We start from the raw sequence: 22,735 nt of genomic DNA, 5'->3' as shown, positions 1-22,735 counted from the left end.
TCGTGGCTGGCCGCGTCCCGTGCGGCCCCGCCGACCTCTACTCTAACGTTAGGGTAGAGTTATTGGCGGTGAGGGCGGCTCGGCAGCCCCGCTGCTGCCGTTCCGGGGCCGACGGCGCCCCCGGCGAGGATCCGATTTTTGCAGGAGAGAGCGTGCGCGAGCCCATGACGCCGATCGCCGCCGCCTGCCCGCCGTGACCCTTCGCCCCCGGATGTGAGCCGCCCGTACGCGCCACCCCGCCTCGCGTCCACCTCCTCGACTTCCGGCCCGCTCTGCGGGCCGTCCGCGGGGTGCCGGCCCGGCCCCCGCGCGTCCTTCCCGCACGCCTCGGTCTGCCGCAGGGGTGTGCCCGAGCACGACAGGTACGCATCTCCTTGTCCTCTACTGCTGTGACTCCCGCTGCGCGGCTGCGCGGCCTCAAGCCGGACTGGCTGAACAATCCGAAGGTCTGGCGCACCGAGGTCCTCGCCGGCCTGGTCGTCGCCCTCGCGCTGATCCCCGAGGCGATCTCGTTTTCGATCATCGCCGGTGTCGACCCGGCGATCGGACTGTTCGCCTCGTTCACCATGGCCGTGGTCATCTCGATCGTCGGCGGCCGCCGGGCGATGATCTCCGCCGCCACCGGCGCCGTGGCCCTCGTCATCGCCCCGCTCAACCGCGAGCACGGCTTCGGGTACCTCGTCGCCGCGGTGATCCTCGCCGGTGTCATCCAGGTCGTGCTCGGCGCGGTCGGGGTGGCGAAGCTGATGCGGTTCATCCCGCGCTCGGTGATGGTCGGCTTCGTCAACGCCCTGGCGATCCTGATCTTCATGGCCCAGGTACCCGAGATGCACGACGTGCCCTGGCCGGTCTACCCGCTGATCATCGGCGGTCTGGCGCTCATGGTGTTCTTCCCGAAGGTCACCAAGGTGATCCCGGCCCCGCTCGTCTCGATCGTCATCCTCACCGTCATCACGGTCGCCGCCGGGATCGCCGTGCCGACCGTCGGCGACAAGGGCGAACTGCCCTCCTCCCTGCCGGTCCCCGGCCTGCCGGACGTGCCGTTCACCCCGGACACCCTGACGACGATCGCCCCGTACGCCTTCGCGATGGCCCTGGTCGGCCTGATGGAGTCCCTGATGACCGCCAAGCTGGTCGACGACATCACCGACACCCACTCCTCCAAGACCCGCGAGTCCATCGGCCAGGGCATCGCCAACATCGTCACCGGCTTCTTCGGCGGCATGGGCGGCTGCGCCATGATCGGCCAGACCATGATCAACGTGAAGGTGTCCGGCGCCCGCACCCGTGTCTCGACCTTCCTCGCCGGCAGCTTCCTCATGGTGCTGTGCATCGTCTTCGGCCCGGTCGTCTCCGACATCCCCATGGCCGCCCTGGTCGCCGTCATGATCATGGTGTCCTTCGCGACCTTCGACTGGCACTCCATCGCACCCAAGACCCTCAAGCGCATGCCCGCGGGCGAGATCACCGTCATGGTGATCACCGTCGCCTGTGTGGTCGCCACCCACAATCTCGCCATCGGTGTCGTCGTCGGCTCGATCACCGCGATGGTGATCTTCGCCAAACGGGTCGCCCACCTGGCCGAGGTCACCGCGGTGGTCGATCCCGACGGCAAGACGGTCGTCTACCGGGTCACCGGAGAGCTCTTCTTCGCCTCCTCCAACGACCTCGTCAGCCAGTTCAACTACGCGAGTGATCCAGGCAGGGTCGTCATCGACCTCTCCGCGGCGCACGTCTGGGACGCCTCTTCCGTCGCCGCCCTGGACGCGATCGAGACCAAGTACGCCCAGCGCGGCAAGACGGTGGAGATCACCGGCCTGAACGACCCCAGCGCCGACCTCCACGGCAGGCTCACCGGTGAACTCGCCGGCAGCCACTGACCCCGCACCGCACCCACCACAGCAGAGGACCCCGGCCCGACAGGCCGGGGTCCTCCCGTCTCGTCCCGGCGCTCTATCGCGGTGAAGGACCACGGTAGGTGCCGAAGGTCCACAGATTGCCCTCCGGGTCCTGCACCGTGCACACGTACGCTGCCGCGCCCGAACCGAAGCGGGTCTCATGCGGCGCTTCGAGAACCACGCCGCCGGCGTCGACCACCCGCTGGTGTACCGCGTCCACGTCGTCGCTCACCACGTAGACCGCGCTGGTGCCCGCCCGCATCCGCCCGTGCACGCTGTCGGTGTGGCGGGTCGAGCCGAACACGAGCGCACCGCCGCCGGGCCAGCGCAGCTCGGCGTGTCCGATCCCGCCGTGTTCGTCCGGCGCAGCGACCGCCTGCTCGAAGCCCAGCACGCCGACCAGGAAGCGCAACGCCGCCTGCGTGTCGTCGTAGTGCAGGACCGGCCAGACGGAGGACGGGAGGGCATCGGGCGACATGCCCCTCATCGTAGGTCCAAAGGCCGCTACGTCCCAGGGCCCCCGGCCCTGGCCAAGATGGTGCCCCGGTGCCCCGGAGCTCTGATCAACGCGCGTACGGAGGAACCGAATAACGCATGGTGGGAGCACTGCCTCCTCGCCAGCAGAGCGGGCTTAACCGCACTGAATCTCGGACCAGGTGGTCGCAAGGTCAGGGCTCGTAGGGCCCGGCGGGCTGTCGGTGTGGTGGCGGCCAGGGGACGTTGCGGCTGCTCGGGCCGAGCGGGCTGAGGACTCGCAGAAAATCAACACGCTGGTTTGCTCTTCGTTCCGTCGTTGGCTGTGGCGAGGAACGCAGCCACGTCGGTGGGTGTACGGAACCTGGCCGTAGAGGGTGGGATGGTGCAGCCGTGCTCGGCCAGGAAGGGCTGGACTTGGCGAACGGCCCTGGTGAGGGTGCTGCCGCTGACTCCGAAGAGCTGGGCCAGCAGGTCTCGGGTGCCGAGTTTGCACAGGTAGGGCACGGTGGCCAGAACTCTGTCGGCGGTGGCCAGCTTGTCCTTGGCCCCTGCGTCGCGAGCACGGATGCGTTCGCCTCCTCGCTGCTGGAGCCGTCTCACTCGCGTAACTCATCGAGTCTCGTTGTCAGTCGGTCGACGAGCTTGTCCAGTGCCGGTTCGGGCGTGCCGGTCAGCTCCGGGGTGCGTGGACACCCGGTGCAGGGCTGCCGGGACGGGCCGCCGACTGACCTCGGGCTCTTGTCTGCGCTGGTGGTGTCGCGAGATTGAGGGTGGAGGGTGTAGTTCCAGTCGCCGTGGAAGCGGTGCCGGGTCATGGGGAGCGTGTCGGTCTCGGCGTCGGTGACCTTCACTTCGGTGTCGTAGGTGCCGGTATCGAGCTTCGGCACGCACTTTCGGTCCGGTGCGGGTGGCGGTCGCGGCAATGCTCTGCACCATCACTTCATGGCTGGTCAGCGGCCTGCCGCGCCAGTTCATGGAGATGTGGAGGAGCAACCGGTGCTCCACCTTGTTCCACTTCGACGTCCCGGGCGGCAGGTGACAGACGGTGATCTCCAGGCCCGTCTCGGCAGCCGGGACGGTGAGTTCGCTCTTCCGGGCGCGGGTGCGGCAGCCGTTGGATCCGCCGACGCCGGCGGTGATCAGCGGGTGGTTGGCCTGCAGGTGGTCGCGCCGACCGACCGCCTGCCACCGGCGGCGGATCGAGACGACCCCGAACGCGGCGGTGTCGTGGTCGGCGCCGGCGCTGACCCGGCCGGTGTTCGCGGCGGTGTCGTAGATCCCGTACGGGACGGCCTTGCCGGCCCCTGCCGGTCCAGGAGGTCGTGCGTTTTGACCTTGGCCGGTTCCCCCTTCGGCAGCCACTCACGGCCGCCGTTCCTGTACTGGCCGACCAGCTCTTTCTTCTTGGTGTCCACGCTGATCACCGGTTCCCCGGCGTCCCCGTGGTCGCGGGCTCGTTCGCTGATGCAGCGGAACTGGGTGTCGCGGTCCGGGTGCTGCGTGCCCTCGAGCGTCCTGGCGTCGGCCTGCGGGCTGAAGCCCTCCTCGCGCAGCAGGTCGCCGACGGCGCACGCACAGACGCGGTGGCCCTGCCGGGTGGGCCCGGCGGCGAGGTTGCATGTCGACTTCACCGTCCGGCGCAGCGGCGACATCGGATCCCCGCGCATGTCCGGCTCCACCAGCGCCAACAGTGCAGGACGCAGCCCCGGATCCACCTCGGCGGCCCTCTTGCGGCCGCCGCCGTGGCGGCGGACCCGACCCAGCGGCTCCGCCCCCGCTTCCAGCTCGTCGACGCCGTTGCGGACGGTGGTCTCGCTGACCTGGGCCGCCCGCGCGACGGCCCGGGTCCCGCCGTGGCCCAGGATCCGGGCCACGGCTCCCCTCAGCGGACGGCGCTGGCGCTCGTCCAGGTGCGGAAACGGCACCTCGAACTTCACAGCAAGTTGGTCACGGATCGACTCGGAGACGCTTATACCACATCAACGAGCCACAGGACCGAAAGCAACACGTTGATTCTCTCCGAGCGCTTAGGCCTGTTGCGAAAGTGAAGTTGCCGGACTGGACGTGCTCTGCGGCAGGCACCGTGTCATGTCAGGCTCTGGGGCCGCCACCCCCGGGGACTGTCAGGTGCAATCGGGAGACTGCGCAGTGTCAGCGCAGTCGGCGGGGGAAGCGGCTCGTTGGCCGTGTCGGCGCGGAACGACTGGAGCAGGTAGGCCACCAGGCGCCGGGACGCCGCACCGTCATCCGGTAGGGCTGTCACCAGAGCGCAGTGTGCCAACAGGACCACGGCGAGGTCGGAAGGGTGGAAGTCGGCCCGCAGCGCGCCCGACGCCTGGGCCCTGCGTACCAGGGTCGTGAAGTCCCGCTCGGCTCGTTGCCGGGACTGCGCGTGTTCCGACATGCTTTCCGGGAAGGCCGCGACGAACGCGGCCGGGAACCCGCGTTCCTCCCGTTGCAGAGCGCAGACCGTCTCGACCAACTGCTGGAAGCCCTGCCACGGGTCGGGAGCGGCCAGAGCCTCGGTGAGCGCCCGCGCGCAGGTCTCCATCTGCTGCGCGAACGCGCCCCTCACCAGGACGTCCCGGGTCGGGAAATGCCGGTACAGCGTCGCCACGCCAACTCCGGCCCGACGGGCCACGGTCGCCATCGGGGCGTCGATCCCGTACTCCGCGAAGACCTCGCGGGCGGCGGCGAGAACGCGCTCCCGGTTGCGCCGGGCGTCCGCCCGCACCCCGTCCCGGGCTGTGATCCGAGAGGATTCCGCCATCACTGTCTCTCGCTTCCGGTTCAAGCGGACGATTGCGTCCACTCAAGAGCTTACGGTCGATGCCAGACCCCTGTACGGCCCCGGCGGCAAAGGCAGAACGATGAACGACCACATGATGAAGGCAGTGCTCTACGACCGCTACGGCGGCCCCGATGTGCTCTACACGGGCCGTGTGCCACGCCCCGAGCCGTCCCTCGGCGAGGTCCTTGTGCAGGTGCGCGCGTTCAGCGTCAACGGCGGTGAACTGGCAGCCCGTGCCGGCCGTCTCCGTCTCCTGAGCGGCCGGAAGTTCCCCAAGCGCGTCGGCTTGGACTTCACCGGCGAGGTCGCCGCACTGGGTGCCGGAGTCACACAGTTCGCGGCCGGCGACCGCGTATGGGGGGTCTTGGGCCGCACCTCCGGGTTCGGCAGCGCCGCCGAGTACGTGACCGTGCCCGCCGAGCGGGTCGGCCGGCTCCCTGACGGCCTTGGCCTGGTGGACGCCGCCGCGCTGCCGGTAGCCACCACAGCCGTCACCGCCCTGCGGGACAAGGCCGGGCTGCGCCCCGGCGAACGACTCCTCGTGCGGGGCGCGGCGGGCGGTGTCGGCAATGCGGCCGTCCAGCTCGGACGGGCGTACGGCGCTGAGGTCACGGCCCTCGCCCGCGCCGCCAACCTCGAATTCGTGCGTGGGCTCGGGGCTCACCAGGCCGTCGACCACCGGACCGTGCGGCTGGCGGAACTGGGCCGCTTCGACGTGGTTCTGGACACCGTGGGCACCGACCTGCGTGCCTTTAGGCGCCTACTGAATTCCGGCGGGCGCATGGTCACCATCGCCTTCGACCTGAAACGGCCCGCTGCGTCGCTCGGCTACCTCGTGGCCAGCACGGTCCACGGGCACGGGCGGGTGCGCTTCTTCAGCGGCAACCCCACGCGGGCGGACTTCGACGACCTCGCCCGCCATGTGGTCGAGGGCAAGCTGAGCCCCGCGGTGGACACGGTCTTCCCCCTGGAGGAGACAGCAGCAGCACACCGGGCGCTGGAGGCGGGCGGCGTCCAGGGCAAGTACGTGGTCAAGGTGGCGTAGGGCCCCTGTGAAGGTGCTGATCGCAGTCACTCGTTGACAGCAGCGATGAGGGCGGTCGCCTCGTAGCCGACCGCCGGCTTGTCGTATCGCGTGGCGACGGCGTGACGCCTGCTGGGAACGCCGCCCGCACCCCTGGTCGTGCAGGAGCGGCACCATGCCCTCAGGGAAGGCCGGGAGCGCCATCGAGCGCGCGCCTGCGCAGTCAGGCGGTCAGGCTGCGGGAAGTCAGCACGTACGCCCCCGTTGTACCCGGTCCGGGTGACACTGCTCGTGCTGGAGAACTTCGGTGGGCCGTGGAGGCCGCGACCGCCGATGACGAGACCGCGTTCGCCATCCAGGAACTGCTCGCCACACGGTGGGCGATCGCGTCGGCGGACCGTACAGCCCACGAGCCAGGCGAACCGGGTGTACGGCTGTGCTGCTACCTGGACCTGCGGCAGCAACCCGGCTCCTGGACCTGCTGAGGCAGGAAGCACGCCGATGCCGATCAGCGCCTACGACTCGGCGAGCACGAGCGGCGAAGGCCGGGGTGGCACCCGCACGGCAAGGACGGTGTGCTGTGCCGGGCGGGCGGTGTGCGGAAAGCGGAGCCGGCCGGTGAGAGAGCGGCGCGCTGCACGGCAGGAGCGGTGGCCCGGTCCGCCCTCACGTGCTCGTGCAACAGGCGGAAGAGGTCAGGCTGCTTTGCCTGCGGCCGTGTCGAGCGTGCCGTAGACGTCGGCGATGAGTTCGGTGGAGCGGGCCAGGGCATCCAGGGAGTGGGCCTCGGGAACGAGGATGATCTCGTCGGCGCCGGTGGCGGCCTGCACGTGGTTGACGCTCTCGGTGACGCGGTCGGGCGTGCCGTAGACGATGCGGGACGCCCAGGCGTCCACGGCCTCGCGTTCGCCGCTGGTGGCGCAGGCGTGGAGGGATCCGGCTTCCTCCGGGGTGGGGACGAGGAAGGACCGGCCGGTGAAACCGAGAAGCCACAGGTTGATGGCAGCAATGTGCGCTGCCCCATCCTCAGCCGGCGGGTGGTCGGGGCTGGGCGGGCAGGACGCGGACGACGGGGCGGGAGCCGTGAGCTGCTGGCTGAGGCGTGTACGGCGGCTCCCTCCCTCAGGGTCAGGGGGGCGCCGCCGTGTTCTCTCGGAATACTCACCGCTTCCGCCAGGCCGTCACCGCTGGCGCAGCCGATCACCCTGGCCCGTTTGTACCTGCAGGGGAACTCGTGTCCGTCGCGGACGCTCCGCGGCCCGCCCAGCCAATCCACCGCCGGCGTTTCACCCGCCGCATGCGCATACTCAGCGCCCGCCTCCGCGCACTGATGTGGAAGGCGGTCCGACTCGCTACCCGGCACTTCCTCTCCTGCCGACGAATCTCCGACTCGGAACACCATGACCTCTCCGGTCGATCGAGCCGGGCTCGCTCTTCGGGGATTCGACCCGCCAAGGTGCGAAGGAGCCACCTCTCTCGGATCAGACGGTGATCGGCTTGCGGTAGCGGACGTATTCGTTCTGGCGCCGGAACCCTATGCTCTCGTAGAGGTCGTAGGATCGGTGCGGATTCGCGGTCCCGGTGTAGAGGCGGGCGGTCTCCGCACCGTGCTCGCGAAGGCATCGCAACCCGTCCAGCAGCAGAGCCCGCCCGAGTCCCCGACGCCTCGACTCCGCCCGAACGCTCAGTTCTTCGACTTCGCCCACAGCCGGATCCTGCCGACGGATCGAGCACAGGGCGACACCGGCCATGTGTTCCCCCTCCCAAGCAGCCCGCCAGCAGGTCGGGGCAGCCGTGGCAAGGAAGCTCTGGAACGTCCACCTCTTCGTGAAGGCGGCGTCCGCATACGAATCGATGACCGTCTTCCAGGCCGCGCGGTAGCTGCTCGGCTCGACGGCACCCACTCGGATGCCGGCAGGCAGCGGCTCGCCGTCGGCGAGCCGTCCGAGATCGGCCAACTCAAGCTCCACCAGACTGAAGACACGCCGGTATCCCGTTTCGAGCAGCAGCGCCGTCGCATCCCGTTCAGACGCCATGGCGTTCGCGCCGAGCACGGCCCTCCGTGCGGTTCCATGCTGCTGCACGAGCCGGCGAACACGGTTTTCCGCCCAGTCGAGCATGGCTGAGCCGACGCCCTGGCCGCGGTGCCCGGGCAGCAGGTGACCACGGTGGAGGTACAACCACGTCCCGTCCCGCTCCTGCCACCACCTGATCGTCGAGTAGCCGACGACGTCACCGTCGTACTCCACCAAGAGCTGGTTCTCGGACGGGTCGTCCAGCCTGGCGGAGGCTTCGGCGATCTCGGCTGCCGTGGGGAGTCCTTCCACAACCGAGCGAGCGTCGATCCGGTCCCGCTCTGCACAGCCCAGCCGCACGGCGGCCATGGCACCGTGGTCCTCGTGGCCGTGATACGGCCGAAAGACGTAGCCGGGCACCCGTTCCAGCGGTGCAGGGGCGCTGCCGCTGTTCACGCCCACGCCAAGACCCCCGTTGTATCGAGCTTTCGTACCGTCGACCACCGAAGCGTAGGCCGTGCCGATCAGACGGCGGAACTCGTTTTCCGCAGCGCGAACGTGTGCGGGACTTGCCGGACGAGGCGTGGAACCGGCAGCGGCCGTTTCTGTTCATGAGTAACGGTCGGTACGGCCGGTGGCGGGACCACCGCCAGGCGATCGGGTGACGGCCAGGTTGTTGGAGGACCGTGGAGCTGTCGATGCCGACGGACGGCTCGCCGGTGGACGGCCTCATGTACCTGGTGGATGTCGTGACGGCTTTCTCCTGGTTCCTCTGTATCAGGCCCCAGTGAGGGTGTCCTTCCGGTACGGCACGTCAGGAGAGCCATCCACGGGTAAGCAGTTCGGGCCGGATCCCGCGCTGGACTCGACCGAGCACGACGGCGCTTGCCCGCTGGGGAAGGTAGCGGTGAGCAGTCTCCCGCTGGAGCCCAGAGGCAGTCGTGCCTGACGGTGGAATCGCCGCGGGCTGCGGCATGCGGATCAGGTCGAGGTGACGGCGGCATGAGCGAGAGCCGCCGTCTCCTGCGGCGTGCCGTCGATCGGGATGGCCGAGCCCGCTTCGTCGTCGCCCAGTGGTTCAAAGTCGGCGAACTGTGTACGGAGCAGCTCGGGCGGCATGAAATGGCCCTGTCGCGCGGTGATCCGTGCGGCGATCAGCTCGGGTGAGCCATCGAGGTGGAGAAAGAAGACGCGCGGCGCGGCGGAGGCCAGCCGGGCACGGTAGCGGCGCTTGAGCGCCGAGCACGTCACCACGCCCCCGCCGTCCGCATGGCCGGCCAGCCACCGTGCGATCTCGTCCAGCCAGGGGCGACGGTCCTCGTCATCGAGTGGGTGGCCCGCTCGCATCTTCGCCACGTTGGGTGCGGGGTGGAAGTCGTCCCCCTCGGCGTAGGGGACGCCGAGGTGCCGTGCCAGCAGTCGGCCCACCGTGGTCTTCCCCGAACCCGACACGCCCATGACGACGACCAGTGGAGCAGTGTGATGAGACATCCGGAGCCTTCCTTCGTACCGTGTCGCCTACAGCTCGATGACCACCTTGACGTCGTCAGGTCGCGGCGTGAACGCCTCCTTCGCGCGCTCCAGCGGCACCCGCCGGGTGATCAGGCGCTCAAGCCACGACCTGTCGGCCCGTGCCAGCGCCTCGGCGGCTTGGCGGTAGTGGCGCAGGTTGGCATTGACCGAGCCCACCACCGCGTCGTTCTGCAGCACGATCTCCCGGTTGAGGGCGCCCGCGTCCACGGTCATCCTGCGGCCGGCGGGTGACACACCGGTCAGGCACACCACCCCGTAGGGCGCGGTGCCCGTCAGCGAGGCGAGGACGGGCTCGTTCGCGCCTGTGGCTTCGATGACGACGTCCGGGTGCACGGCGGAGACGACCCGCTCGGCGTCCTCCGCGTGGTAGGTGGCGCCCAGTTCCCGTACCAGGGCGGGCTTGAGCCCTTCGGTCACCCGGTCGAGGACATGCACCTCCAGCCCGCGCTGTGTCCCCAGCAGGGCGGCGAGCAGCCCGATGGACCCCGCTCCCGTCACCAGGGCGCGACGCGGCTCGAACCACGAACGGCCACCGACACGCTCGACCTGCTCCCACGCCTTCGCCACCACGGTGGTCGGTTCCATGAGCACACCGACGCGCTCCAGACGCGGCTCCAGCTTCACCGCGTAGTCGGCTTCCACGCACCACGCCTGTGCGCCATAACCGTCGGTCTCCTTGATGCCGCGCTCGGTGTAGCGGTCGTTGCGGCACATGTCGAACTCCCCGCGGGCGCAGGCCCCGCACGGTTCGGGGTCCGGCCGGCGCACCACCCCGGCGACGAGGTCACCGGTCGAGAAGCCACTGCCGGGCGGCGCCTGCCGCACCTGCCCGAGGGACTCGTGCCCCAACACCAGCCGCTCATGGCCCGGCGGGGCCCACCCGTACTCGCCCCGGGCGATCTCCCTGTCCGTTCCGCACACCCCCACCGCCAAGCCCCGCACCAGCAGTTCGCCGTCGGCGGGGACGGGGTCGGGCACCTCCCGTACCTCCAGGGAATCCTTCTCGCCGGGCCGCACGGTCAGTGCACGCATCGCCCACCTCGTCCCTCTCGCCACGCGGCGCCTCATACCGTGCGCGCCGATGCTTGCCGTCCGTCCCGGCTTTACGTGTATCCCGCTCAGGCCTTTTCAGCACCAGCCACGCGGCCGCATTCCTCCTGAACTCCTCCGGATACGGAGACTCGCGCCCCACCTGGACATCCGGCGCTGTCACATTACTGAACACGTGGCTTCTTGACGGCGCATCGGGGCGTGGCGAGGGGCCGGGTTTCGGACCGGTGCTCAAGGCTCGGCGGGTCGGCCGGCGGCGCCGGTGATCTGATCCCAGATCGCGAAGCGGATGGCCGTCTCGGTTCGGTAGCCGAGGGCGGTCATCAGATGGCGGCGGGGTCGGAAGCGGGTGGGATGCCGCTGAACGCGGACAGGAACCGCTGGGCTTCGCCCACGCCGCGGAAGCCTTTCATGGCGCGTTCACGCTGCCGGGTGGGCTGGTGGCTGTTCTCGGCCCGGTTGTTCAGGCCCTTGTGCGAGCGGTGCTCGACGAAGGGCATGACCTCGCGGTGGGCCGCGCCGTAGGGGCGGAGCTTGTCCGTGACGATCACCCGTGGCACCGGGCGGGTCTTCTTCGGCAGCCTGCGGAAGAAGCGCTGGGCCGCAGCGACGTCCCGCCGGCTTCTGTACGAGGATGTCCAGGACGGCGCCGTCGGCGTCCACGGCCCGCCACAGGTACCTCCATTCTCCGTTGATCTTGCTGAAGACCCCGTCCGGGTGCCGCAGTCGGTCCCCGTCCATATCCGGCTCACCGTGCTCCATTCGGTCGTACTTGCCTCGCGTACACGGACGACCTCACCGGCATTGCTCTGCACAGCGACTCGTTCGCGCTTCCCCCTCGGCGGCCGAGTCGTCGTGGGGAGCCGGGTGGCCCAGCATCTGAAGCCACGGGCGACAGCCCCCTTGTCAGCCACACCCAGCTCCTCTGGGTGTCCTCACCCTACGAACGGGAGGACCAACCCGTTCAAGAAGGGAGAGCCACTTGTCCCCGGGCCGGGGCTGCCGGCGGCGCAGCGCGCCGGCATAGACCTGCCCGAACTGGGCGCACCAGCGGCGGACCGTCTCACAGGAGACGAGCACACCGCGCTCGAGCATCAGCTCCTCGACCTCGCGGAACGACAGCGGGAAGCGGTGGTACAGCCACACAGTGGCAACGGCCTCGACCGGATACCGGTGCCCCCGGTATGACGGTGACGCGGACGACACGGGCGATCCCCTCCCCCGCATGATCAACTTCAAGATCATTCCAGGTCGGTCAGTCAACGTGACAGCGCCGTGCGACTCGGTGTTCGAGATCAGAGGCTGAAAGACAAGCTCAGGCGTTCCACCACTCGTCGGTGCCGCAGCCGACCTCGTAGTGCCACCAGCCTTCCTCCTGGCCTTGCGTCAGGAGGGCCTTGATCCCGGTGTAATCCGCACCGGCCGGCGCGGTGAAGGCCACCATGGGGAAGTCCTCACTGAAGACCTCGCCTCCGAGGTTAAAGGCTGAAAGGCGCTGATGCACCGCCTGCGGACTGCGTCCCAGAGGGCCGGTGGGCACGGGCGTCACACGGATCGTGCAGTTGCCGGAAGAGCTGACCCGCCCGACGGCCCAGTGGGTCCCGTCGGAGTCGGTGCGGTACCGCACCACATCGCCTTCGGCTACCCCGTCCTGGAGGAAGGGGGCGTTCTGCACACTGGCCGTGTCATCACTGAGCTTCGTCGCCCACAGTCCCTCGGTGTCCTGTGGGAACCACCCCTCACGAGGGACGAACCGGAACCAGACCTTGATCTTCTCGACCACGCTCTCCATGCAGGTCATCATGCGCCGACCGGCAGCTCCGCCCGCACCGGGGCCGAGTCGGGTGATCAACCTCAACTGCCACACCACGTACCTGAGGTTGAAGGACAAGCCAACGAGCTCGTGCACGGTGGGTGGTGAGGCGTCGAGCTCCTGATCGTCGATCATGGTCGTGTGGTGGGGAACGCGTCCCGTGCGGCGATCGTCAGCGACCGGAGGATCACCGGCCTGTCGGCCGACCTGATTGCTGGACTCGTCGCAGAGCTGGATCCGTTGTGGCACGAACGGCACCAGGCCAGACTTGCGTCCCGGCCGCGGAAGCGGGCTGTGGGCGCGGGTGCGAAGCACCGGCTGGTCCTCGTCGACCGGCGCCCGGCCCCCTCGTGCACCTCCGGCACGCGACCACGCACGACGTGCCGGCCTGCTGGTTCGATGTGGACCGCTCCACCGTCACCCATGCCATCGGCGAGGTGCGGCCCCTGCTCGCCGAGCGAGGGTGCACCGTCAGCCCGGGTGTGCGGCTGCGGACCCCGGCCGAGATCGTCGACCACCTCGGTGCCGACGGGAAGACCGGGATCATCGGCGGCACCGAGATCCGGGTCCGGCGGCCGGACGCCGGGACCGGGACAGGTTCGTCCCCGGCAAGAACAAGCAGAACGCGGTCAGGACCACGGTCGTCACGGACGGCGACGGCCGCGTGCTGCTCTGCAGCCCGACCAGGCCCGGCAGCTGCGCGGACACCAACCACGCCCGCCGGCTCGGGCTGGTAGAGCTCCTGGCCGACGGACCCGCGGTCGAGATCCTTACCGATGCCGGCTACCAGGGCCTGGGCGCCCAGACCGGCGGCCGGGCGGTCACACCACCGCACCGCAAGTTCAAGAAGAACGCTCCCGACCGGTACGAGGAGATGCACGAGCGCCGGCGCAAAGCCCACTCCTCGAGGCGGATCCGGGTCGAGCACGGCATCGCCCACCTGGAGAACTGGCGGGCCCTGACCCGCCACCTGGGCCGCCGTGAACACATCAGCGACACCCTCCAGGCCGTCGCCGGACTGCCGTCCCACCAACAGACCGCGGACCTGACACCGGCACGGCAGATGTGGACATCAAGCCCCGCCGACATCCTCGACGCCCTCCTGCCTGCCGTGCACGAGCTCGTCAGGAAGCCGTTCCTGATCCCCAGTCCTGTCCGCCGGGGCTGTCACAGGCAGCCCTGTCCCGTTTGCCCTGACTCGTGCGGGCACTCAATGTGGAACCGATGGGCTGATGAGAGGAGCTTCGATGGCGGCCCTCTTCAGGCTGCGTGGCCGGTGCGCTCTCGCGGCGGCTGCTCTGGCCCTGGCTGTGACCGCAGGTGGGTGCGGGGGTGACGACTTCTCCCTGCCGGAGTGGGACGCGCCGGGGCAGAACGCCCGCGTCGGCGACATCATGATCCGGTACGCGCATGTGGCTGAGCCGCGGGGTGAGCCATGGCAGCCGGGCGACGACGTCCCTGCATATGTGTGGATCTACAACAAGGGCGGCAAGGCTGACAGGCTCGTCGGCGCCAGCACACCGAATGCGGCCTCGGTGGACGTCGTCAACTCCGACGGCAGGCCGCTTGCGGACGGGGTGGACCTGCCCGCGAACGAGCTCGTGGAACTGGAGCCGAGCAAGTCCCACCTGGTGCTGCGGGACGTGCGCGAAGTGATCAGGGGCGGCGACTTCATGGAGTTCACCATGCGGTTCGAGAGGGCTGGATCGATCACCTTTAACATCCAGTCGCAGATTCCCGCCTATGACGAAAGCCCCTCCCCGACCTATTGAGTGACCGTGCCGGAGCCGCTGCGCCGCATGGAGTGCGGGTGAAAGGTCTGTCCCGAGTGCCAGCGGTGTGTCCACTGCGAGTACAGGGAACACCACTCCGCTCACACGGAGGCAGGTGAGGACCGGGGTCGTGGACGATGACGTGACGCGAGCTGCCAGCGGTTGGCCGGCGGTTTCCGTTTCCAGCCGTGCGCCGGTTCCTCGCGGGTCAGGCGCTTGATCACCACGGTGATGAGAGCCCAGGTCAGGCGGGCTTCGGAGTGCTGGAGCAGACGTTCGTGGTCGCGGACGCTGCGGCGGGCGTTCATCGGCCACCCCGCCGCCCGGCAGCCGTGGTCGGGATCATAGTCGGGTGTTACGCAGGCCCCGACCATGGCCACCAGAACCCCGACCAACGCGTCCCTTGGACGTTCTAGCCGCATCAGGCAACGTTCGCCCTGGGCGGTCTGCGACGATGACTCCATGGACGAGGAAGAAGTCATTCCCATTCTTCGCGTCGAGGACGCTGCGGCGGCGGTCACTTGGTACGAGCGGCTGGGCTTCGACAAGCAGTGGGAACACCGCTTCGAACCGGGACTTCCCGTGTTCGTCGAGGTCGCCCGGGGCGGGGTGCGGTTGTTCTTGTCGGAGCACAAAGGTGATGCCCGTCCCGACACGTTGGTCTACCTCCGCGTTCGTGATGTCGAGGCCATCGCGTCCGAGTTCGGTGTGCAGACGGAGGATGCTCCGTGGGCACGCGAGATCGAGCTGCGCGATCCCGACGGCAACCGGCTTCGGATCGGCACGCCGACGGAATGACCATCGCCGGCAGCGCGCGGCAGGGAAGCTGCGCTGGTGGTTGAGCGAGTAGGTGTCCGCGAGATCGGTGACGACGAGGGGAAGCGCCTGCTGAGGATCATCCGCCGGGCAGCGGGTCGGTGGTGACCTGGCTGCGGGCGCAGACGGTGCTGCTGCCCCGGCAGGGCATGTCCGTGGCGAAGATCGCCGAGGTGACGTTCACCGGCGCGGACCGGGTCCGGGATGTGATCCACAACGTCGACGCCGACGGCTTCGACTCCCTCTACCCGAAGTACGAAGGCGGCCGGCCCATGGCCTTCGTCCTCCCAGAACGCCGGGAGATCAAGAGACCGCCAAGTCCAGGCCGGCCGAGTACGGTCTCCCGTCCTCGACCTGGAGCCTGTCCAAACCGGCCGCCTTCCTGGTCGCCGAGAGGGTGGTCGACGACATCAGCCACGAGGGCCTTCGGGTCCTGCTCCGCGAGGAGGCGTGTCGTTTCAACGCACAAAGACCCGGCAGACCTCCCGCGCCCCTGGCTATGCCGCCGAGAAGGCCCGCGTCGAGCACCTTTACGCGATCACCGACGGCGAAGTCGTACCCGAGGACAGCGAGCCGGAGGTGATCTCCTGCCTGGACGAGTTCGGCCCGCTCAACCTCCAGCCCCACCCCGGCCGACAGTGGACCGAGCGCAGCGGGCGGCACGAGGACCCCGGCCGGGAGCCCCGGCCCCGACGGCGGGCGACCTACACCCGCCGCACGGGGTCCAGCATCTCTTCGCCGCCTACGACCTGACAAGGACAAGGTCCACGGCCACATCAAGCCGAAGAAGAAGCGGAGGAGGCTCCTGGAATTCTGTCGCTGCCTGCGCCGCCTCTACCCGCCCGAGATCCGCATCGCGATCGTGCTCGACAGCTACTCCCCACCCCTGACCGCGAAGAAGGACACCCGAGTCGGCGACTGGGCCGAGGCCGACAACGTCGAGCTCGCCTACGCCCCCACGAACAGCTCGTGGCTGAACCGCATCGAGGCCCGGTTCACCGCCCTGCGCTACTTCGCTCTGGACGACACCGACCATGCCAGCCACAGGGAGCAGGGCAGCGTGACCCGCCGCTCCGTCATCTGGCGAAACCGTCACGCCGCCGATCAACGGCTACGAGCCGTGGTCGACAGGGCGAACGTTGCCTGATGCGGCACTAGAGGACGTCTGGGCAGGTGCGCCGGGCCCTGCTCGCGAGATCTCCGCCGGGTTCAGTTCGTGTGCAGGGAGATCACCAGTAGTGCCGACGCCCGGCGACCGCGTGCCCCATGGAGCCCATGATCCACAAGATCGCGCCGATGATCGCGAGGATGATTCCGATCGTCCACAGGATCGATATGCCGGTGACGAAGCCGACGACCAGCAAAATGATGCCGAGGAGGAGCATGACCGCCTCCGTTGCGCAGTAGTACTGCTTTCACTGTGGACCCCAGCGTCGCGTTTGGGAAGCGTCAGTGTGGTTGAGCGCACGGCCAGGGACGGTGGGCTGCGCCGGGGCTGATCCGTCGGCGGCGCCCGGTAGCCGCTGGCTGACGAGGGTGCCTGCCGCATCTCTGTGACCAGCAGGTCCAGCATGCGGAAGCGGGCCAGGAGACCGAAGAGATACGCCTCGTCGACGACGGCCCCGTAGAAGACGGTGTCCTCGCCCGGTGTCGCGGCTTCCAGCTCGGGGAACACCTCCGCGGCGCTGTCCGGAACAGGACCAGGGACCCGGAGTTCATACCGCATGCGCTCACTCCTGCACAGACCTGCACATACTGAACCCGACTCCGGTCTGACGGCGTCACCCGCACCGGGTGAGCGGACCCGCACCGGTCCCACCGGCGACTCGGCCGAGTGAACCTCGCCGGACGCCCTGCCGGGCTTCCCCGTCCTCGTCGCGGCGTCGACCGAGATCCTTCCGCGACGGGCTCCTCCACGCCCGCCTGTCAGCCCGTCCACAACCTCCGACCAGCGCGTCGGCTGGACGCACCCGTGGACGCGCCGCAGGGGCGGCACAGCACCCCGGCCACGGGCCCGACCACGACCGTCCAGGCTCCGGCCACGGTCGCCGGCACCCCGGCCACAGGCCCCCACCAGGACAGGTCAGCGCACCGCGCAGACGCCTGCGCACAGGATGCACAGCTTGTGGGGTCGGCGCTCGGCGACGGTTCGGACACGGCACCGGTGCGCTGACCGGTCACGGTCGGGGCCGGGGACCATCCGGCCGGGCCCGTGCTACAGGCGTGGCCGGGATCGTGGTCAGGCCGCCGGTGCCGCCGTTCGTGCGGCGCGTGCTCACCTCCTGCCTGCCGCCGGGAATCAGGTGCAGGTGTCGGCGACGGGTGTGGCGGGGTGGCTGGGCGGTGCGGGCGAGCCATTCCTCGATACGGCTCATGGTGCACAGCAGTACGGCCATGCCCGGCAGGAGCAGACCCGCAACCAAGATCACCCACTCCCCCTCCACGGCAGGCGATCCTGTCCACGGGTGCCCGTGCTCGGTCCGTCGACGGGGTGCGGGTGGGAAAGGGCTGCGCCTGTTGTGGGAGCAGTCACACAGGGGGCCGTCCCGAGGGTGTGCCACCGGGGTCATCCAGGAGGGTGATGCCGACGGTGATGCGCTTGCCGACCGTCTCGCGCCGCGCCTCGAAACTCTGACAGACGGCCATGACGATCTCCAGACCGTGCTGCCCCACCCGGCCCGCGTCCGCCGTCCGGGCCACCGGCAGCACCGGATCGGAGTCCCGCACCACCACCTCCACCAGGTCGCCGGTGATGCGCAGGTCCAGCAGCACCGGGCCGGGCGCGTACTTGCGGGCATTGGTGACCAGCTCGCTGACCACCAGCTGTGTCACGTCTAAGGCGCGGGCGGAGACGTGCAGCCCGTGCTCGGCCTGCACGCGGGTGAGGAAACCGACGGCCAGGCGGCGGGCGTGGGCGATGTCCGTGCCGTCCCCGTCCAGCGACACCGTGGTCTGCATCAGCCGCTCGTACGGCAGGGTCCCGTCCTCGCCCACCGGTGCTGTATCCCTCGCGTTCGTCCTCGCCGCCCCGTACACCTCGGCCTGCCGTCTACCCGCGCGTCCACTGGACACGCCGTGCGTGCCCGTGCCGGTTTCGTCACGCACAACACGTCACCCGTGCTCACGGAACGACACCTGCGATAAAGCCTTCGGTATGCAAGCATCACCAGCATGGCTGAAACGCCCAGGCTGAAACCCGAACAAGCCGATCAGGCGCAGCAGCCTGGTGGGCTGTCCATCACTGCCACCGCCACAGACGGCATCCGGGTACTGACCGCAGTCGGTGAGATCGACCACCACACCGGTGACCGCCTCAGACAGGCTCTGGACGTCACCGGCACCGCCCAGCCCCGCATCGTGATCGATCTGCGCCAGGTCACCTTCCTCGACTCCAGCGGCATCAACCTCCTCATCAGCGCCCACCAGCACATCACCCAAGCCGGCGGCCGGCTCCGCCTCGCCGGCCCGACCACCCCCGTGCAACGCGTCCTGAGCCTCGTCGGCATCGACGCGCTCATCGACTGCCGCGGCACCCTCCCCCCTCCCTGACCCTCTGACCGCTCGCGGCCGCAGCCGGGCACACGCACGATTCCGTTCACGCCCACCATCATCAGCCCCAGGCGACAGGCGATCCGTCAAACCATTGCGTGTTTCTGATGATTCCAGCCCATATCCGGCGTGGAAGCCTACGGACCGGCCGGTTGCGGCAGAAGGTGAAAAGTTCCGGGCTCCTCTCCCCCGGTGCGCAACCCGGTCGTGTACCCCGACGGGCACGGTCGGCACAGACTTCGAACTCCCACAGCCACCACCCCGCACCACCCGTTCAGCCGGCGCGAGAAACGTCCGCGACGATCAGACCGGTGGTGGTGCGGGCGCCGTCGCCGAGGGCCGTCGCGCCTTCGCAGTGGGCGGCCAGGCCGGAGTTCCGCCAGGCCTCGGCGTCCGCGGTGGTGCCGGGCACCGGCCGGGCCGCGGCCGTCACCAGCCGGGTCTCGGCGTCCACGACGACCCGCACGTTCGCCGAGAACCGGTAGTCGCTCGAGGACGCTCCGACCTTGCGGTCGCGGACCGGGACGAGGGTGCCGTCCACGATCCACAGCCAGGCGGCGGCATCGGCGGGGGCCCGGGCCGGCTCGAGCGCGAGCAACGGGCCGAGCCTTTGGATCACCCGGCACACCGTTGCGGGCGAGACGCCGAACAGCGGGGCGAGCTGCCGCATGGTGAGGTTCGTGCGGTGGTACACGGCCACCAGCAGCACCCGCCCGGCCAGCGGCAGCCGCCACGGACGGCCCCACCCACACCCGCCCGGCTCTCAACACCCCAGCCATGCAACGGAGATGCCCAGTTCACGGCCTTCTGCAACACCCTTTAGAGCTGTGACCGCACAGGTTCACCGGGTTGGGTCCCCGATCTGGTTGGCACAGTGGCCCAACGCGATGATCTCCTGCTGGTCGACCTGCCGGGTCCCTACGGGATCGGGCAGGCCGAGCAACGTGGAGACTCGTGCCCGCGCCGGCCAACAGGTTCGACGGTCCGGTTCCGCCGGGTCACCTCGTGTCGCGCGGGGACCTGCCGTCTGCGGCGCGTTCGCGGTTGACGCGGCTCGGGGGGCGGGTCGCCGACGGCGGTGGCTCGGCGCCCGCGACGCTGTTCGCGCCGCGGGCCAGGGCCTTCGGGCATGGAGGCGCACTTACGGGAGGACGATGTTGCGGCCGGGTCCGCCTTCGAGGGCGTCCTTCCCGGTGCCACCGCAGACGAGGTCGTCGCCGCCTTCGCCGTCCAGTGTGTCGTTGCCGGGGCCGCCGAGGACGATGTCGCGGCCGTCCCCGCCCATGGCGTGGTCGTCGCCGGGGCCGGCGTGCACGGTGTCGTCACCGCCGTAGCCCTCGATCATGTCGTCGCCCCGGCCGCCCCACATCTGCTGGTTGCTGTTGTCACCCATCAGGTGGTCCATGCCGTCGCCGCCGTGCAGGACTGCGGGTCCCATGACCATGTCGTCCCCCGCGTCGCCCAGCACCGTGCGTGCGGTGTGGGCGTGCAGTTCGTCGTCGCCGGGGCCGCCGCTGACGGTGCCGATCCCGGGGGTGAAGGCGGCGATCGTGTCGTTGCCGTCGCCGAGGAAGACGTCGATCCTGTCGGGCCGGGGGCTGTCGGCGGGCAGTTCGCAGACGACGGAGGTGGTGTCCTCGGGTCTGGAGTACGCACAGTGGTCGCCCGGTTCGAGCGGGACCACGTCGCTGAAGCCGATCCGCCGGATCCCGTCGCTGGTGTACATGGAGAATATGTTGAGGTTGTTGGTCTGTCCTGCAGCGGCGGTGAAGACGATCGACTGAGTTGCCCAGTCGGCTCCGACGCGGGCCTTCGCCTCGGCGGCGGTGGCCGCGGCTACCGGGCCGACGGCGAGGCCGGCGGTGAACAGGGTCACGGCGACCGCGCTGACGGTGGCTCGGTTTCGGTTCATGAGACCTCATCTCGGTGGAGTGACGGTGGGCCGACCTGCTTGACGTGGTGCTGCCGGGGACCGGGCGGACCCGGTCGTAAAGGCAGTCTCCCCTGCCGGTCCGGATCTGCAAGACCGCGAATTGACGTGGCGTCAGGATGAGCCGGTATCCCTCCGGATGTGAGGGTTGGGCTTCTTTGGTCAGGCATGTTCCCGGTGTCGCCGCGACAGGGTTCGCCAGCTCAATTCCGGATCAACGAGGGCGAGTTGACCGACGCAGTCGATGGTTGGGACTGTCGGAGGAGCGGAAGGCGGCTGCCCGGGTGCGGGCGGAGGAGCTTCGCCCTCGGACGGAACGAATCGCGGTCGGATTCGCCGAGGCGGAAGCGGTGCCGGAGCGTCGGGTGATCGACCGGGAGGAGCTCGTCGAGGCCCTGACCTCTCCGGACGTGGCGGGAGTGCCCGCTGCGGGTACGCGGGGCGGTATCGGTGGTGGTCGAAGAGGCCCTTGGCGCGGGGGCTGTCGTGTCGCACTGGCACGAGGCGGCGACCGTGGAGGTGCTCGCGGAGGACTACCGACGGATCGTCGAGCTGGTGGCCGCCACGCGGGTGAGGGCGGAGGGCTCGGCGGGGGAACCATCACCAGTGGGGAATGGGCGACAGCCGAGCCGCAGCCCATGCCGCCCGCTCACCGCGGGGCAGCCCTGCCCGGAACAGCCGTGCCGGCAAACGTGGAACGGACCTGGGCGTGATCAGCCGGGCCTCTTCCCCATGGCCCGGCCGACGGTCCACCGGGAAGTGTTCCGGCACCTGGTCCACGAGCGTCTTGGGGCCGCGGCGGCGGCCCAGGCGAGTGGGAGCGCGTCGAGACTGATCTGCGTTGCTGGTGGCTTCCCTCGCCACGGCACCCATGCTCCAGTGTCGTCGGTTCAGATCGAGGAGTACGCACGTTCCCGCCGCGTGCCATCGGCCGCGCTCCCCGCCCGATGCGCCGTACCACCACAGCTCCTACCAGGCGACTTGCCCGGCGAGACCGACTCGGGTGCACGGAAGCGCACCATCGGGACCTGGGGTCTCGCGTGTTGTGGAACTGGACAGCCCTCACGCCGGAACCAGGTCCCGCTGTCATGCCGCGAACGCCCCTCCCCGGCATCGCCCCGCACACCAGTCCGGGCCGCACGCTCGCCTTCCGGTTCCGGGAACGGTTCTGACTCCCGGCTCACGGTAGATTCCCTGCTCACCGCCCACCTCTGTGATCAACTCCGTTTGTTTCATTGACATTTCACTCAGAAGTCGTACCGTTGGGAGCGCTCCCATGACAGTCTTACAACTGGAAGGGGTTCCCCCCACATGCGCAAACAGATTCCGTTAACCGGGCGTTCGCGGTCGTCCCTCCGCCGGCCTCTCCAGGCGCTCGTCATGGTGTTCGCCGTGATTGTCGGCGCACTGGCCTGGTCGGCCCCCGCCCAGGCTCACGGCACCATCGTCAACCCCGCCTCCCGCGCGTACCAGTGCTGGAAGACGTGGGGCAGCAACCACACGAGCCCGGCGATGCAGACCGAAGACCCCATGTGTTATCAGGCATTCCAGGCCAACCCCGACACCATGTGGAACTGGATGAGCGCGCTCCGCGACGGTCTCGGTGGCCAGTTCCAGGCGCGGACCCCCGACGGGACGCTCTGCAGCAACAACCTCTCGAGGAACGCCAGCCTGAACAAGCCCGGGCAGTGGAAGACGACCAACGTCAGCAACAACTTCACGGTCCAGCTGCACGACCAGGCGTCCCACGGTGCCGACTACTTCAGGGTCTACGTGAGCAAGCAGGGCTTCAACCCCAAGACCCAGACCCTGGGCTGGGGCAACCTCGACTTCATCACGCAGACCGGCCGCTTCGCCCCGGCGCAGGACATCAGGTTCAACGTCAACACCTCCGGCTACACCGGACACCACATCCTGTTCGTGATCTGGCAGGCCTCGCACCTCGACCAGGCCTACATGTGGTGCAGCGACGTGAACTTCGGCTGAGCCGGAGAGCGCCGCACACGGCACCGGCCTCTGCCGGGCGCCGGTAACCCGCCGCCCGGCCGACCGAGCCCCGTCGGGGCA

Annotated in this window: 19 protein-coding genes and 7 pseudogenes; 10 read left to right on the top strand and 16 right to left on the bottom strand. The window is 69.4% G+C overall.

Going from position 1 to position 22,735, the window contains the following annotated elements:
* Positions 1–389 precede the first annotated feature (389 nt).
* Entirely contained in the window at positions 390–1,880 is a 1,491-nt protein-coding gene (locus FHS37_RS17415) for a SulP family inorganic anion transporter (RefSeq protein WP_229890246.1), read from the top strand.
* A gap of 73 nt (positions 1,881–1,953) precedes the next feature.
* Here FHS37_RS17415 and FHS37_RS17410 read toward each other — a convergent pair whose 3' ends face one another.
* The 3 genes and pseudogenes from FHS37_RS17410 to FHS37_RS17400 form a co-directional block, all read right to left on the bottom strand.
* Entirely contained in the window at positions 1,954–2,376 is a 423-nt protein-coding gene (locus FHS37_RS17410) for a VOC family protein (RefSeq protein ID WP_184822051.1), read from the bottom strand.
* 284 nt (positions 2,377–2,660) lie between these two features.
* Positions 2,661–4,348: pseudogene (locus FHS37_RS17405) on the bottom strand (ISAzo13 family transposase).
* Positions 4,349–4,461: 113 nt separating this feature from the next.
* Positions 4,462–5,145, bottom strand: coding sequence for a TetR/AcrR family transcriptional regulator (locus FHS37_RS17400; RefSeq protein ID WP_184822049.1), 684 nt, complete (start codon positions 5,143–5,145; stop codon positions 4,462–4,464).
* A 100-nt stretch (positions 5,146–5,245) separates the two neighbouring features.
* Between FHS37_RS17400 and FHS37_RS17395 the strand changes: the two genes are divergently transcribed.
* Together FHS37_RS17395 and FHS37_RS40525 are read left to right on the top strand one after the other, a co-directional pair.
* Entirely contained in the window at positions 5,246–6,211 is a 966-nt protein-coding gene (locus FHS37_RS17395; protein WP_184822047.1) for an NAD(P)-dependent alcohol dehydrogenase, read from the top strand.
* 293 nt (positions 6,212–6,504) lie between these two features.
* Positions 6,505–6,675 carry a DUF6207 family protein gene (locus tag FHS37_RS40525; RefSeq protein WP_184822045.1) on the top strand — a complete coding sequence of 57 codons (171 nt, stop codon included), beginning with the start codon at positions 6,505–6,507 and terminating at the stop codon, positions 6,673–6,675.
* A gap of 210 nt (positions 6,676–6,885) precedes the next feature.
* Here FHS37_RS40525 and FHS37_RS17385 read toward each other — a convergent pair whose 3' ends face one another.
* From FHS37_RS17385 to FHS37_RS17360, 7 genes and pseudogenes are all read right to left on the bottom strand, one after another.
* A complete protein-coding gene (locus tag FHS37_RS17385) occupies positions 6,886–7,086 on the bottom strand; it encodes a hypothetical protein (protein WP_184822043.1) in 201 nt (66 codons plus the stop codon).
* 585 nt (positions 7,087–7,671) lie between these two features.
* Positions 7,672–8,667, bottom strand: coding sequence for a GNAT family N-acetyltransferase (locus FHS37_RS17380; protein ID WP_229890247.1), 996 nt, complete (start codon positions 8,665–8,667; stop codon positions 7,672–7,674).
* 519 nt (positions 8,668–9,186) lie between these two features.
* Complete coding sequence (locus FHS37_RS17375) at positions 9,187–9,696, bottom strand: gluconokinase (RefSeq protein WP_184822041.1); 510 nt, start codon at positions 9,694–9,696, stop codon at positions 9,187–9,189.
* Between the two features lie 27 nt (positions 9,697–9,723).
* Positions 9,724–10,770, bottom strand: coding sequence for a glucose 1-dehydrogenase (locus tag FHS37_RS17370; protein WP_184822039.1), 1,047 nt, complete (start codon positions 10,768–10,770; stop codon positions 9,724–9,726).
* A gap of 249 nt (positions 10,771–11,019) precedes the next feature.
* Positions 11,020–11,508: pseudogene (locus FHS37_RS39595) on the bottom strand (IS6 family transposase); the annotation flags it as partial.
* Positions 11,509–11,766: 258 nt separating this feature from the next.
* Positions 11,767–11,994: pseudogene (locus FHS37_RS39590) on the bottom strand (IS6 family transposase); the annotation flags it as partial.
* Between the two features lie 109 nt (positions 11,995–12,103).
* Positions 12,104–12,592: a DUF4265 domain-containing protein gene (locus FHS37_RS17360; protein WP_184822190.1), complete on the bottom strand. Its 489-nt coding sequence runs from the start codon at positions 12,590–12,592 to the stop codon at positions 12,104–12,106.
* Positions 12,593–12,702: 110 nt separating this feature from the next.
* On the opposite strand from FHS37_RS17360, the pseudogene FHS37_RS40790 reads away from it, so the two are divergent.
* The 5 genes and pseudogenes from FHS37_RS40790 to FHS37_RS40785 all read left to right on the top strand — a co-directional run.
* A pseudogene (locus FHS37_RS40790) lies at positions 12,703–13,011 on the top strand (hypothetical protein); the annotation flags it as partial.
* Entirely contained in the window at positions 12,906–13,937 is a 1,032-nt protein-coding gene (locus FHS37_RS39580; RefSeq protein WP_311136967.1) for a transposase family protein, read from the top strand. The pseudogene FHS37_RS40790 and the gene FHS37_RS39580, both read left to right, overlap by 106 nt.
* Positions 13,849–14,373 (top strand): copper chaperone PCu(A)C, encoded by a 525-nt coding sequence (locus FHS37_RS17350; RefSeq protein WP_184822037.1) that lies wholly within the window; start codon positions 13,849–13,851, stop codon positions 14,371–14,373. The genes FHS37_RS39580 and FHS37_RS17350 overlap by 89 nt, the downstream gene beginning before the upstream one ends.
* A gap of 462 nt (positions 14,374–14,835) precedes the next feature.
* Positions 14,836–15,171, top strand: coding sequence for a glyoxalase superfamily protein (locus tag FHS37_RS17345; protein WP_184822035.1), 336 nt, complete (start codon positions 14,836–14,838; stop codon positions 15,169–15,171).
* 36 nt (positions 15,172–15,207) lie between these two features.
* Positions 15,208–16,336 (top strand): annotated as a pseudogene (locus FHS37_RS40785) (IS630 family transposase).
* Positions 16,337–16,418: 82 nt separating this feature from the next.
* On the opposite strand, the gene FHS37_RS17335 reads toward FHS37_RS40785, so the two are convergent.
* The 4 genes and pseudogenes from FHS37_RS17335 to FHS37_RS17325 form a co-directional block, all read right to left on the bottom strand.
* Positions 16,419–16,574 (bottom strand): DUF6131 family protein, encoded by a 156-nt coding sequence (locus FHS37_RS17335; RefSeq protein ID WP_184822033.1) that lies wholly within the window; start codon positions 16,572–16,574, stop codon positions 16,419–16,421.
* 170 nt (positions 16,575–16,744) lie between these two features.
* Positions 16,745–16,915 (bottom strand): annotated as a pseudogene (locus FHS37_RS41400) (DUF8691 family protein); the annotation flags it as partial.
* 451 nt (positions 16,916–17,366) lie between these two features.
* On the bottom strand, positions 17,367–17,618 hold the full coding sequence (locus FHS37_RS17330; protein ID WP_184822031.1) for a hypothetical protein: 252 nt from the start codon (positions 17,616–17,618) through the stop codon (positions 17,367–17,369).
* 100 nt (positions 17,619–17,718) lie between these two features.
* A complete protein-coding gene (locus FHS37_RS17325) occupies positions 17,719–18,147 on the bottom strand; it encodes an ATP-binding protein (RefSeq protein WP_184822188.1) in 429 nt (142 codons plus the stop codon).
* A 213-nt stretch (positions 18,148–18,360) separates the two neighbouring features.
* Between FHS37_RS17325 and FHS37_RS17320 the strand changes: the two genes are divergently transcribed.
* Positions 18,361–18,738 carry an STAS domain-containing protein gene (locus tag FHS37_RS17320; RefSeq protein WP_184822029.1) on the top strand — a complete coding sequence of 126 codons (378 nt, stop codon included), beginning with the start codon at positions 18,361–18,363 and terminating at the stop codon, positions 18,736–18,738.
* Positions 18,739–19,015: 277 nt separating this feature from the next.
* Here the strand turns inward: FHS37_RS17320 and FHS37_RS41120 are convergent.
* Both FHS37_RS41120 and FHS37_RS17310 read right to left on the bottom strand, forming a co-directional pair.
* Positions 19,016–19,501, bottom strand: a pseudogene (locus FHS37_RS41120) (transposase family protein); the annotation flags it as partial.
* Positions 19,502–19,879: 378 nt separating this feature from the next.
* A complete protein-coding gene (locus tag FHS37_RS17310) occupies positions 19,880–20,650 on the bottom strand; it encodes a calcium-binding protein (protein ID WP_184822027.1) in 771 nt (256 codons plus the stop codon).
* A 1,329-nt stretch (positions 20,651–21,979) separates the two neighbouring features.
* On the opposite strand from FHS37_RS17310, the gene FHS37_RS17305 reads away from it, so the two are divergent.
* Positions 21,980–22,654, top strand: coding sequence for a lytic polysaccharide monooxygenase auxiliary activity family 9 protein (locus FHS37_RS17305; protein ID WP_461791949.1), 675 nt, complete (start codon positions 21,980–21,982; stop codon positions 22,652–22,654).
* Positions 22,655–22,735: the final 81 nt, after the last annotated feature.

Source organism: Streptomyces griseomycini (assembly GCF_014203535.1).
Taxonomy (GTDB): Bacteria; Actinomycetota; Actinomycetes; order Streptomycetales; family Streptomycetaceae; genus Streptomyces; species Streptomyces griseomycini.
This window is presented reverse-complemented; position numbering and strand designations above follow the sequence as displayed.

What these genes read in the sequence shown, in the direction of transcription:
- FHS37_RS17410 (WP_184822051.1), bottom strand. Translation starts at nt 2,376, where the DNA reads ATGTCGCCCGATGCCCTCCCGTCCTCCGTCTGGCCGGTCCTGCACTAC.
- FHS37_RS17400 (WP_184822049.1), bottom strand. Translation starts at nt 5,145, where the DNA reads ATGGCGGAATCCTCTCGGATCACAGCCCGGGACGGGGTGCGGGCGGAC.
- FHS37_RS17395 (WP_184822047.1), top strand. Translation starts at nt 5,246, where the DNA reads ATGAACGACCACATGATGAAGGCAGTGCTCTACGACCGCTACGGCGGC.
- FHS37_RS17375 (WP_184822041.1), bottom strand. Translation starts at nt 9,696, where the DNA reads ATGTCTCATCACACTGCTCCACTGGTCGTCGTCATGGGCGTGTCGGGT.
- FHS37_RS17370 (WP_184822039.1), bottom strand. Translation starts at nt 10,770, where the DNA reads ATGCGTGCACTGACCGTGCGGCCCGGCGAGAAGGATTCCCTGGAGGTA.
- FHS37_RS17360 (WP_184822190.1), bottom strand. Translation starts at nt 12,592, where the DNA reads ATGATGACCTGCATGGAGAGCGTGGTCGAGAAGATCAAGGTCTGGTTC.
- FHS37_RS17350 (WP_184822037.1), top strand. Translation starts at nt 13,849, where the DNA reads ATGGCGGCCCTCTTCAGGCTGCGTGGCCGGTGCGCTCTCGCGGCGGCT.
- FHS37_RS17345 (WP_184822035.1), top strand. Translation starts at nt 14,836, where the DNA reads ATGGACGAGGAAGAAGTCATTCCCATTCTTCGCGTCGAGGACGCTGCG.
- FHS37_RS17335 (WP_184822033.1), bottom strand. Translation starts at nt 16,574, where the DNA reads ATGCTCCTCCTCGGCATCATTTTGCTGGTCGTCGGCTTCGTCACCGGC.
- FHS37_RS17325 (WP_184822188.1), bottom strand. Translation starts at nt 18,147, where the DNA reads ATGCAGACCACGGTGTCGCTGGACGGGGACGGCACGGACATCGCCCAC.
- FHS37_RS17320 (WP_184822029.1), top strand. Translation starts at nt 18,361, where the DNA reads ATGGCTGAAACGCCCAGGCTGAAACCCGAACAAGCCGATCAGGCGCAG.
- FHS37_RS17310 (WP_184822027.1), bottom strand. Translation starts at nt 20,650, where the DNA reads ATGAACCGAAACCGAGCCACCGTCAGCGCGGTCGCCGTGACCCTGTTC.
- FHS37_RS17305 (WP_461791949.1), top strand. Translation starts at nt 21,980, where the DNA reads ATGCGCAAACAGATTCCGTTAACCGGGCGTTCGCGGTCGTCCCTCCGC.